Genomic DNA, 12,192 nt, shown 5'->3' on the forward strand with positions numbered 1-12,192 from the left:
TGGAGACCTCACTCGGCTCGACCGATCCCGGCGAGCGCAGGTGATGACCGCCATCGAGCAGGCGGCCCCGGCGGTGAGCGTCGCCACCGCCTGCCAGGCGCTCGGCGTCCCCCGCGCCAGCTTCTATCGCCATCGCGACATGTTGCGCCGGATTGGACCACCCCTCCCGCCCGCGCGCCGGTCCTCTCCCCCACGCGCGCTGAGCAGGACCGAGTGCCGTCAGGTTCTCGACCTGCTGCACGGCGAGCGCTTCGTCGATGCCGCCCCGGCCCAGGTCTACGCCACGCTGCTCGACGAGGGGCGATACCTGGGCTCGGTGCGCACCATGTACCGCCTGCTGGCCGCCAACGACGAGGTCCGCGAGCGCCGGCATCCGGTCTATACCAAGCCCGAACTGCTGGCCACCGGCCCCAACCAGGTGTGGAGCTGGGACATCACCAAGCTGAAGGGACCGGTCAAGGGCACCTGGCTGTGCCTGTACGTCATTCTCGACATCTTCAGCCGCGCCGTGGTGGGGTGGACGGTGGCCTATCGGGAAAGCGCTGCGCTTGCCGAGCGGCTGATCCGGCAGACCGTGCGCAAACAGGGTGTCGCCCGCGACCGGCTGACGCTGCATGCCGACCGCGGCGCCGCCATGAAGGCCAGGGCGGTGGTCGAGTTGCTGGCCGACCTCGGCGTGACGCGCAGCCACAGCCGGCCGCAGCAGTCCAACGACAATCCGTTCTCCGAGGCGCAGTTCAAGACGCTGAAGTACCATCGCGACTTCCCCGAGCGCTTCGGCTCGATCCAGGACGCCCGGGTGTTCTGCCGTACCTTCTTCGCCTGGTACAACACCGTGCACCGGCACTCCGGGCTGGCGCTGATGACACCGCACCAGGTCCACTATGGCGACACCGGCGCGATCCGGTCGGCGCGGCAGGCGGTGCTTGATGACGTCCACCGCCGCCATCCCGAACGCTTCGTGAGCAAGCGGCCCGAAGCTCCCGCACCGCCCGCGGCGGTCTGGATCAACCCGCCGGCCGCACCGGAGGAAGGTGGGGGTGCACATCCCTCATCCCGATGTTCGGCTGAACAGCGGCCATCCCGCCGTCCCGGCCTGCCGACCTCACCGCCGGCGCACGAGGGAACGGGCAAGGTCCTTCTCGAGGGACCCGCCCACGGGGCGGGACGGAAGGGCCTTGCGCGGCCCGAGAGCGCCGGCATCCTGGAAGCGGACGAACGGCCGCGGGAAAACCACCCCGCCGGCAGTCAGCCCCAACCCTGAGCTACGACAAAACGATCAGCTGTCTCATACGTGTTGACATGTACCGGCCCGAGGCGTTCGAGGAAGCCTGCCGGACCGCCAAGGTCAAGGCGCTGGTCTGCACGCCGACCTTCACCAACCCGACTGGCAGCCTGATGGGCGCCGCCCGCCGCTGGCGCATAGCCGAGGTCGCGCGGGCCAACAACGTCTATATCATCCGGGACGAGTTTACCGCCCGCTGATCCGTAGTCAGATGCTCTGCCTTGGACAGGCTTGTCCGGGGTGCGACTATCCCTTACGATCCCTTGTTTTTCAACGCGGTCACGCCGCCCCGGCGACGCCGACGCCCGCCCCGGTTGGGTATCGCGTGGGTACCCGGTGGGTCCCCGGGGACGGCGCCGGGGACGGGGAAAGCGGAAGGGGGGCAGGTGCGGACCAGGATCACGAAGCGGATCGTCGATGCGGCCCGGGCCGAGGGGGGCGGGCGGCTGCACGTCTACGACGACGTGGTGCAGGGATTCGGGCTGCGGGTGACGCCGGCCGGAGCAAAGAGCTACTTCGTGGAATACCGGCCCGGTGCGGGTGGCCGGAACGCCCCGAAGCGCCGCATGACCATCGGCACCCACGGCGCTCCCTGGACTCCGGACACGGCCCGGAGCGAGGCGGTGCGCATCCTCGGACTGGTTCGGGCGGGCCAGGACCCGGCGGCGGACCGCCAGCGGGAGCGCCTGGTCGAGCCGCTCACCGTCGCGACCCTGGCCGAACGCTACATCATCCAGCACTGCAAGGGCCGACAGCGCTCCTGGCGCGAAAGGGAGCGCGTGTTCAACCGCGACGTCCTGCCGCTCATCGGCCGCAAGTCCGTCGATCAGGTGAGCCGCGCGGACATCGAGGCTGTCCTCGACTCGATCGGCCCGCAGGCCCCGACGATGAAGCGCCGCACCTTCGCCTATCTCCGCGCCTTCTGGAATTGGGCGGTGAGGAAGGAGTATATCTCGGCGTCACCCTGCGACAGGATCGACGGCGAACGCGAGGCGCCGCCGCGCGAGCGGGTCCTGACCGAGCCGGAACTGGTCGAGATCTGGACGGCGGCCGGGACGATCGGATATCCATGGGGACCATTCACCAAGCTGCTGATCCTGACGGCCCAGCGCCGGTCGGAGGTCGCCGGCATGGCGTGGGCCGAGATCCACGATACCGACGACGGGCCGGTCTGGCGGATCCCCGGCGCGCGCGCCAAGAATGGCAAGCTCCACGTGGTGCCGCTGTCGCCCCAGGCGCTGGCGCTCCTGGCGGACATCCCGCGGCAGGGGCCGCTGGTGTTCACGACCACCGGAAACACCCCCATCAGCGGCTTCAGCAAGGGGAAAGCCAGACTCGACCGGCTTATCCTGGCGGCCCGTGGGGACGGCGCGCAGCCCTTGGCCGAATGGACCATCCACGACCTTCGGCGAACCGCCACCACCGGGCTGGCGCGTCTCGGCGTGCGCGCCGAAGTGGCCGACAAGATCCTGAATCACCTGACCGGGACCATCAAGGGCGTCGCCGCTATCTATCAGCGCCATGACTATGTCCGCGAGGCGCGTGCCGCGCTCGAACTGTGGGGCCGGCACCTGGAGCAGGTGACAGGATCAAAGTCATCGATCAATACCGTTTGGTCCGGGTGAGCAGGGCAGAAAAGCGGCGGTTCGACTAAGGGAATGGAGCGGGTATCCTCGAAGGAAGCTCTCACCGGCGACTTTCCAGTTTGGACATTTCAGTGACGCCGTCCCGCCGTATGCTTCCGGCAGGGCATTTCGTCGGAACTGGAAATGTCGTCGGAACTGGAAATAGTGACGGCGCTGGCATGTTCATTGAAGCAATCTATGGTGGACTTCTTTGTGTCGGAATGTGCGCCGCTTCGGTGGCCAATGTAGAGGATACTTCATACCTAATGTCGTCCATTACTTCATCTGGCAATAAAGGTCCGAGAACAGCTACACGTTTGCATTGTTCTACGCGGTCGGTCACCTCAAGATGCGCCTTATGAGACATTTCAATGGAGGAGCGGAGATTATAGCCAAGTTCCTCAAGTTCTCCCCTGCTCCACTTGACCTCTGCAAGCAAGTGAGCATAGACTTCTGAGTAAACTAAGCTCAGGTATCGTGCTGCCCCTTCAAGTGAAGCAATGGAAACTGCATCAAGAATTTCCCTGCATTCTGTACAGCTTGGCAGATTGACAATAAGGTCTGCCCCGGCGTCGTCATCATTGACACCTGGCAGATAGCTATAAGGTGTTCTGATAAACGACCCAGCATAATCACTGCAAAAAATGCACTTTATCATGTTAAAGCCAGAGGCTAGTTATTGCGAAGACAGCATGCAGAATAACAATTAAATGACATGTACTGTCAATATGAATCTAGTTGGATACATGTGATGCTGGATGATCAACCAATAGTCATATATTATTCTGAATTAATACGGGAAAGCAAGCTGTACTACGCTGGTTGTCGTAATTGAAATTCGTAGGTTCGAGACCTGATAAAGCAAATATGCTATCATGGTTGTGATGATGAGGGTTGCTTCGTGGTATCTGGCGAGTTTGTCATAGCTGGTGGCAACGTGGCCAAAGTCCTCGAGACGACAGGAGGCGGCTTCCACGGTCCAGCGGAACCTGAGGTGGTTCCCGGAAATGAGACAGGTGGGTATGTGAGAGTCCTCTCTAAGTGAGGGTTCAGGATCAAGGCCTGACAGCGTGCTCGCAGCTTCTCAGTGATTTCATCTGGTGTCGTGTGTGCCTTATTCCTTTGTTCGATCGGTTCAGACCACCCCTTCGCCCCGACCTGAGATCAACCGAGCGCTGCGCGCAGGAGTGGTCAAGTCGGTCAGCGTCAGGGTGTGCACGAAGCTGCCGACCGCGACATCCCCGCAATGCGCTACGAAGTCGGCCTCCATCCAGCCCGGCGCCGGATCTCTCCAGCCCTGGAACGTCCGTACCTTGACCTGCCGGCGTACCGCGTTCACCGCCGTGTGGCGGCGCCGACCCTGCGCCTGCTACCGGACATCGGGGAGCAGCCTGCCCGTCGTCGCCGCGCTCATCGCCAGCAGGCGCTCGCGAACCGCCGGCTCCAGGCACGAATGGTTATGGCGCTCCATCGCTTCAACTATCGTCGGCAGCGCCGACTTCTACCGCCTCCCACAGCACGATCAGCGCCTCCCGATAGATCCGCCGGGGCTCGCCGGGACCGCCGCCACAGCCGTATTGGATGCACCTAGCCAAAGGCAGCTAACTCGGCTAAGGCTCCAGCACTCAAATGTCGTAGAGTTTAACTTCCGTTTCTTAAGACGGCTATGCCATTCTCGGGAGCTGCAGGGGTGGCATGCAATCAATGAGAACTCGATCTGTCGGGTTAGTGGCGATCAGGCAATCAATCCTGAACACATGTGCTATGTATGAGAGCGGCGCTCGGAGCGCCACCTTGTGGGGCGGAAGCAATGGACGGTGGTTTTAACGACGGGGCGTTCGCGCCAGAGGAATCTCTCGCCTCGAACAGTTGGCGCGAAAGTGCCCTTGCCCGGTGTCGGCATCGCTTGGAGCAGGCGCGCACGCCGGCCGATCGGCTGGCCCTAGTTCGCTCCCTTGTCCGCCTTTCGGGCGGGCGGGCGGGCGTGCTGCTGGGCAGCGAGGATGTTCGCCTTCTGAACCGCTTCGGCTTGGCGCCGACGCCGGATGGCGCGGTGCGCCTCGTTGAGGAGGACAATCCAGCTGTTCCTGAGGACTACTTTAAAGCTGAACGCCTGGACACGGCACGGCGCCGTCCGCGGCAGACGCTATCACCCGATGCCGTGCTTCGCCGCCAAACGCACCATCGGACCTATACCAATGCGGCCCAGAAGGCAGCTGTCCGTGCCATGCTCACCCGACCGGACGGTTCCGGTCTCATGGTCAGCATGCCAACGGGGGCAGGCAAGAGCCTGCTTTTCCAGTTGGAGGCGCTTCGCCAACGCGTCGTTGATCCGGGCAGTTGTGTCGTGGTCATCACCCCGACGGTGTCGCTGGCCCTTGATCATGCCCGATCCCTCGCCACGATCCCTGGCCTGGAGGGCAGCCGCGCCATTACCGGTGAGTTGTCGCGGGCCGCGCGCCAGGATGTGCTTTGGGCGTTTCGCCGTGGGGAGGTCCCAGTCCTGCTGCTTTCTCCGGAGTTTGCCTTGGATGAGGCGCACAGCGCCCTTCTGGAAGCCGCGACACCGGCATCGAGTAAGAACCCGGAACTTGCCGGCCGGCTATGCGCTCTGTTCATCGACGAAGCCCACATCGTCGAGAGTTGGGGGCGCAGCTTCCGGCCAGACTTCCAGCGGTTGCCAGGTCTGGTCGCCCAACTGCGGTCAGTTTCGCCGCACCTGGGCGTGATCCTGCTGTCGGCGACATTGCCGCCCTCGGCCCGTCGGGTTCTGAGACAAGCCTATGGCTTCGCCGGTCCTTGGGTTGAGATCAATGCCCGGGCGCCGCGGTACGAGTTCGATATTGTCGTGAAGTCCTTCTCATCAGGTTCGGACCGCCTGGCAGCGTTGGAGGCTGTCATCGACCGGGCTCCTCGCCCAGTGATCGTCTACACCAGCTTGGCGAGTCGGCAGGATGACGACAAGGAACCCGAAGAGCCGCTCCGCTTATCGGCTGAGATGCTCTATGAGCACCTTAAGGGCAGAGGCTACGAGCGCATAGCGCTGTTCACCGGCAGCATTTCCGACAGTTCGGAGCGCCGACGCATCGTTGAGCAATGGGCGGCGGACGCGCTCGACGTAATCGTTGCGACCTCCGCGTTCGGCATGGGGGTGGACAAGGCCGACGTGCGCAGCGTCATCCACGCTTGTCTCCCAGAAAGCCCTGCCCGCTGGTACCAGGAGATCGGGCGGGCTTCGCGCGATGGGCACCAGGGCTTGGCAGCCTGCCTGTTCACGAACACGTCTGGGCACGGGCGCGACGACGTAAAAACCGCAATCTCGCAGGCAACCGGCTCCTGGTTGACGCGGGAGAAGGCGGAACCGCGGTGGCGGGCGCTCATCGAAAGCCGCAGCAATGTTCGCTGGGACAATGGCAACCAATGCATGACACTCGATTTGGACTCGGTTCGTGAGGGATTGATCGTCTGCCAGCCCAATGACCATAACCGAGCCTGGAACATGAGCCTTCTCACTTTGCTGCAGCGGTCAGGGGCGCTCGAGGTTCTAGCCGTTGCCGGCGGAGAGGACGGCAGCGACAAAGCGCTTTGGGACGTGCGCATTCTCGATCCCCTCATTCTGGCTGAAGGATCGTCTGCCTGGGATCGTATCGAGGCGGTGCGCAACCGCGAACTCGCCGTCGCTCGTGACGAGGTTCTGGCGTTCCGGGACATGATGGTCGACCCGGCCGAGGAGTGCTTCGTCCAGCGCGCATTTTCACTGATTGAGGAAGATGCGGGCCTCGATCTACCCGCCTGCGGCCGGTGCCCGGCCTGTCGGGCGCAGGACATCGCGCCGCCGCGCGGGATCAAGTACCATGGATTGGAGTGCGAGATTTGGCCGGACGCCGACGCACGCTTGCCCCATTTGCCGGCGGGCGCGCTGTTGATCGCGCCAGACGACCCGAGCTTCGAGCGCGGCCTTGGCCGACTGTTACAGCGCCTCGCACATGCCGGTGTTGAGCAGTTCCTGCTGCCGCAGTCCCTCATCGAATCGGCGGCCGACGCCCTCGTGAAATCGTCCGTCAGGCTGGGTCTTCTGCTCAGCCATGAGGAATGGCTCGGCGCACAAGCTGCGTTGGCTCCGCTCCCGACGGCGCTGCTGCTGCGGCCATATGAGGTTACGAACGCTCCCGCCCTCGCGGAAGCGCAGAGTTGGCGCAGGAGTGGGGCGAACAGGTCCCTCATCGGGGTCGCCAACCCGGACCTTATCATTGATGGCCGTCGCGCCGATCAGATCGTCTCACCTCTGGCCCCTTACGCTGAGGAGGCCCTAGCGGTCTTTGGCCCGCAGGGAAGGGAAGTCGCATGAGCTTGTTGTCGTCTCCGCAAGGAACGCCCGAGCGCGTCTGGTCCTTGATCTCGCTCCTGGCCGCCAGTGGCGGCAGTCTGGAGCGCACGGCCGCCGCCGAGTGCCTCAACCCCGGCTTCACCGAGAACACGATTCAAATGCTGGAAAAACCTACGGCCTTCAGCCAGACCTTGGGAGCAGCAACGAGTCTTGACGCCGTCGAGACGGATCGCACCGACCTGCGCCTCCATCCCTCCTGCCCGACGGACAGCTATGCGGCCTTCTGCGACTGGGTGCACGCGCGACTGGTCAGCCTGGACAGTACGGAGAAGGACGCCGTCGTCCTGGAGACCTTCGCCTGGGTCGCTGTGGAGACGGATCGGCAGGGCTCATGCAATTGGCTTCATGACGCCACCAACGACGCGTTCGCCGACGCTGCCGATAAGGCACTTCCCCCCGGAAATGACGACGACGGAGACCGCCGAATCAACACGGTGAAGCTGGCCGCTTGGCGACGCTGGCTGCTCAGCCTGGGACTGGCGGTTCCACTGCCTATCGTTGGCGCTGCCGCCCACCCGTTGGTCGACAGCCGCGTCGCGCGTGTCGTCCGGTCGCTTGAAGGGCAGGCGGCTCAGGATCTCTCGGCCGACGCTTTCTTGACGCTGCTGGCCCCAAGGCTTCCCTACCTCGACGGCGGCCGCATGTTCCTGGAGACCGCGCGCCGCGTGGGCCATGCGCTGGCGCCGCGACGCCTTTCTCCCATCCTTAGTGCCACCTTGCGCAATCTTCACGACGACGGGCTTATCGAAATGCGACTGCAGGGCGACGCGGGAAATCTCATGCATCTGCACCAGGACCGGACGCACAAGGTCTCCTCGTTCAACTCCGTGGTTCTGACGGGAGCTGCCTGACATGAGCGCCTTGCCGCATGAAGCGTGCTGGCGTGCCCAGGACGCCTCCGCCATTCTCAGCAACGAGGCCCTCGAAGGGCACGAGGGCATCTTCCTCGCCACCCATTCGCCCATCCAGGGCTTCGACATCGCCGGCAGCCACGCGGGCGAGTTCCTTGGCCAGGACGAGCAGTCTGTTCTCAAAGCGCTCTCCGACCCGGCCCGGGAGCACGCGTTTTGCGTGGTGCAAGGCGAGCCCGGGTCCGGCAAGTCGCATCTGATCCGCTGGCTTCATGTGAACTGGTCCCAGCCGTCGGACATAAAGCTGCTGCTGCAACGTGCCGACGGCAGCCTCGAAGGAGCGCTCCGCCAGTTGCGCGACCGCCTGCCGCCGGAGTTTGCCGAACTCTTCAACAAGCTTGGCCAAACCCACCATGCCACGGTGCAAGGCCGGGCCAACAACTTCCTAAGCAATTTGGCCAATGCGCTCGATCCCGGGCACTTCGATCCACCCCTAGAGGATGTTGACTGGTGTACCAGCCATCGGCCCGGTGAACTCATCGGCTCCATCAACGTCAAGCGCAACTGGAATGGCCCCGCCCGCATTCTGCGCCTGCTGGAAGGGCAGGGGTCAGGCGCCTCGGGCTCCCGGAATTCAGAGTCAGCCAGCTTCAATGTCTCCGATATGCGCGAGCTGGCCAACTGTTGCGCGGACCTGCGAACCTCCGGGCTTTTTCCCGCCACCCTCCGTCTCGCGACCAAGCTGAGGGAAGAAGCGCAGATCGTCGCCGCTCACCAGAACGCGGGTTGGAGCACGGCTGAGATCGAGCGGGATCTGAAAGACCAACTGCCCGTCAGCCTGCGCCTCATAGCCGCCCTCAACCGGCGCCGCAACGACGCGATCCAGAATCTTCTCGGTGTGTCTGCCGAGGGGTTGAAGACGCTGTTCCGTCAGATCCGGACCGAGTTGACGAAGACGCCGGGCGTTCGCCTGGTGCTTCTGCTGGAGGACATCACCAGTTGGGAAGGCATCGATGACAGCCTCATCGACGTGCTGGTGACGAACGCGCGTACCCGCGGTGCCGGCGGCGACGATGCGGGCAGCGACATGTGCCCCCTCATCTCGGTCGTCGGCGTGACGCCGGCCTATTACCAGAAGCTGCATGGCAACTATCGCGGCCGCATCACCCACGAGGTGGTGCTGGGCCAGACCAGCGGGGCGACTGACCTGCAGGACGTTGCGACGCTACGGGACCGGCAGGCCCGCCTCTCCTTTGCTGCCCGCTATCTGGCGGCGACGCGCGCCGGTACGGAGGTGCTGGCGGTGTGGCGTCGGCAACGCTTCTCCGATCCCACGTTGCCCGCCCCCAACAGGTGTGATGGATGCCCGGTTCGCGAGGGATGCCATCGAACCTTCGGCGCCGATGCTAACGGATACGGCTACTTTCCCTTCACCGAGAAGGCTCTCGAGCGTCTGTTCTCCAGCCTGAACGACCGCGACAACGGGCTGACTTGGAAGACGCCCCGCGGCATCTTGCAGGCGATCCTCAGCCCCAATCTCTCCCAGCCCGATGCACTGGCCGCGCGGCAGTTTCCGACGGCACTGCTCGAGACTAGGGCCTTGCCAATCGAGACACGCAAATTGTCGTCCCGCCTGGAGAAACTTGTCGAGGTGGGAGCCAGCGAAGCCGAACGGCCTCGCCTGCGACGGCTTCTGGCGTACTGGGGCAACCGTGAGCGCGCGGACACGATGCGTCTGGACGACGGGGCTCTCGCTTTTGCAGACGTGCCGCGGGGCGTGTTCGAGGCGTTTGGGCTCCCCTGGCTGGGCGAGGACCAAGCAACCGCCGAGAAGGCATCACGCCTACCGGCCGAACCGCAGGGGCCGCTCCTTCCCGACGAGCCACCGGTGTCCACGGATGCCATGGTCCTGCCTCTCGCCCCGACGGTCCGACCGTCCTCGCCGGTCACGCGACCGCTTGAGAGTCGCAACATCAAGGTCCAGGCTCCTCCGTCGAAGCGCAAGGCGCCGACGAAGAGCGAACTGGAGCGGTTGCGCGACCAGTTGCGGGTCTGGGGCGAGACGGGGGAGCTCGCCTCGCCATCGGACTGGAACAAGATCCTTTATGAACTGGTCCGAGCCATCGATCCCCGCCGCGTCGGGCTGGATCCGGGGACCTTCAACCGCTTACTGACGCCGGAACAGGTCAAGTTCGAAGGCACCGGACCCGCTCAGCGCAACTACTTCAGTGTTCGCGCGGCGGATTGGGTGCGCGACGGCCTTGAGGCCTATTTGGCGTTGCGGCTCGATCGTGAGTTGTCCACCCAGGATCTGGACTATCATCGGCGCAAGCTTTCCCTGGCCCTGCGGCGGCTGGAGGAGATGATCGGCGGCTATGCCGACCAGCGCTTGACGCGCCTGGAGAACGGCCAACGCTGGGCGCCGGCGGTCGCGCTCGGTCAGATACTTCTGGCTCGGGCCTGGCTGCGCGGCACGGTCGCTCCATCCGACAGCCTTTCCAAACAAGTGCGGGCCATATTATCCGATGAACCGCAAGCCGAAAGCGATCCCGCTTCCCGCTGTAGTCGGTGGAGCGACTTCCTGAATCGCACCAAAGACCAGCACGCTAACTTTCGAAGCGTGTTGCGGGAGATGATGAGCTTGCCTCAAGGCGAGGCACGCAGCTTCGGGCTGGCCGACCTGTCGGTCATTGCAGGCGCCGTTGAGCGGTTGCGCCGAACGCTTCGTTTCGATGAGGTTCCGGACGTCAAGGTCGATACTGCGGTCCCCGTATTCAACCGCGCGCGCGACATCATCAGGGATACCGAGTTCTCGCTGAAGCCGATCATGCGATACGAGCGGGACCAAATCCGTGGCCGCGCTGAGGCGCTTTACGCTTATCTGCGTGGGCAGTCGATCGCAGCGCATTACGCACGTCTTGACCGGGCCATCGTCAGCGCGGCCGAGCAACTGCCGCATGCCGCTCCCGACCAGGTGCGCGGTTGGAAGCAGGCCTACGAGCGCCTCAAGCCGAAGCTCGAGGCGAAACTAGACGGCGGCGTTGAGGAACTGCTCTACACGCTGTCAGAGGCCGGATCCGGATTGCCGCCCAAGGATGTCGACCTGTTCGACTGGGTGCTGCGGGCGCCGGCTAAGGATCTGGACGACATGCGCGGCCTTGCCGACACCGGTGAGCGCACCGTGGCCACTATGGTCGAGCATGTGCGGGACTGCGTCCGGGAGGCCGGTAAGGCGGTGCCGCTGGAGACCTTGAGAATGACTGGTCGTAGCATCAAGGCAGCCCTTCATCCCACGGTGGTCTCGGGCCAGACAGAGGAGCCCGTCATCGGATGACAGACGCCCTGATTGATCTTGAGGAGATGTTGCCTCAACTGCCCGCCGCAGTCGTCCAGCGCCGTATCGGCGAGGGGCTTGGACAGACTATCGAGGCGCTGCGGGATGCGTCGGCCTTGATCGAGCGGCTGACGGCGCTGTTTGCTGTCGCGGCTCTGACGCGTTTCGATGTGGATCCCGCTCAGAAGGACCTGCTTCACGATCTGGAATTCGCCGCCGAGGAGCTGGGTGGCCAGTTGATTAGCGCGGCGTCGGCGGACGATCTTCGCCTCGTCCGTGATAGCTACCGGCAGATGCAGCTCGATCTTGGCCGTCTGGAAGGGCAGGTCCGCCGGCATGCTCTCTCGGCTCTTCAGGCGGAGTTCAGGCCCCTAGACGTTATTGGGACTTTGCTGAAGAAGATCGATGGCGCCGCCCCACTCGGCCAGCGGCTGGTGACCCTTGCGGCGCAGGGTCTACAGCCAGTGCCCGGAGAGACGATGGCAGCGCTGTACCAGCGGATCCAGCGCATGCGCCGCTGCCGCGTCGCGCTCGACGCGGAACGCCAGTCCTTCACGGAGGACGCGGAGGTCGACCGCTTCATCGACGCGCTCGCGGCGCAAAAAGCCACGTTGCGGCTGGTCACAGAGCGAGTGCGCAAGTGGCTGGACCAGCATGGCGCTCTCGACCGCTTCGAATTGCGGGCCATCGGCTGACAGGCGACGGCAGGT

Annotated in this window: 7 protein-coding genes and 1 pseudogene; 7 read left to right on the forward strand and 1 reads right to left on the reverse strand. The window is 64.2% G+C overall.

The features are described from left to right. Position 1: 1 nt before the first annotated feature. The 3 genes and pseudogenes from JL101_RS29225 to JL101_RS29235 form a co-directional block, all read left to right on the forward strand. Positions 2-1,030 (forward strand): annotated as a pseudogene (locus tag JL101_RS29225) (IS3 family transposase); the annotation flags it as partial. Positions 1,031-1,302: 272 nt separating this feature from the next. Then, positions 1,303-1,485, forward strand: a complete 183-nt coding sequence (locus JL101_RS29230; RefSeq protein ID WP_203104130.1) for a hypothetical protein — start codon at positions 1,303-1,305, stop codon at positions 1,483-1,485. A gap of 186 nt (positions 1,486-1,671) precedes the next feature. After that, on the forward strand, positions 1,672-2,910 hold the full coding sequence (locus JL101_RS29235) for a tyrosine-type recombinase/integrase (RefSeq protein WP_203104132.1): 1,239 nt from the start codon (positions 1,672-1,674) through the stop codon (positions 2,908-2,910). A gap of 196 nt (positions 2,911-3,106) precedes the next feature. Here JL101_RS29235 and JL101_RS29240 read toward each other — a convergent pair whose 3' ends face one another. Beyond that, a complete protein-coding gene (locus tag JL101_RS29240; RefSeq protein WP_203104134.1) occupies positions 3,107-3,568 on the reverse strand; it encodes a hypothetical protein in 462 nt (153 codons plus the stop codon). A gap of 1,152 nt (positions 3,569-4,720) precedes the next feature. Here JL101_RS29240 and JL101_RS29245 point away from each other — a divergent pair. Genes JL101_RS29245 through JL101_RS29260 form a run of 4 tightly spaced genes read left to right on the forward strand, consistent with a single transcriptional unit; the run spans position 4,721 to position 12,177 of the window. Next, positions 4,721-7,258, forward strand: a complete 2,538-nt coding sequence (locus JL101_RS29245) for a DEAD/DEAH box helicase (RefSeq protein WP_203104136.1) — start codon at positions 4,721-4,723, stop codon at positions 7,256-7,258. After that, positions 7,255-8,148: a hypothetical protein gene (locus JL101_RS29250; protein WP_203104138.1), complete on the forward strand. Its 894-nt coding sequence runs from the start codon at positions 7,255-7,257 to the stop codon at positions 8,146-8,148. Before JL101_RS29245 ends, JL101_RS29250 begins: the two co-directional genes overlap by 4 nt. Before the next feature lies 1 nt (position 8,149). Next, on the forward strand, positions 8,150-11,482 hold the full coding sequence (locus tag JL101_RS29255; RefSeq protein WP_203104140.1) for a hypothetical protein: 3,333 nt from the start codon (positions 8,150-8,152) through the stop codon (positions 11,480-11,482). Then, positions 11,479-12,177: a hypothetical protein gene (locus JL101_RS29260; protein WP_203104141.1), complete on the forward strand. Its 699-nt coding sequence runs from the start codon at positions 11,479-11,481 to the stop codon at positions 12,175-12,177. Before JL101_RS29255 ends, JL101_RS29260 begins: the two co-directional genes overlap by 4 nt. Positions 12,178-12,192 lie beyond the last annotated feature (15 nt).

Origin of the sequence: Skermanella rosea, assembly GCF_016806835.2 — a bacterium.
Taxonomy (GTDB): Bacteria; Pseudomonadota; Alphaproteobacteria; order Azospirillales; family Azospirillaceae; genus Skermanella; species Skermanella rosea.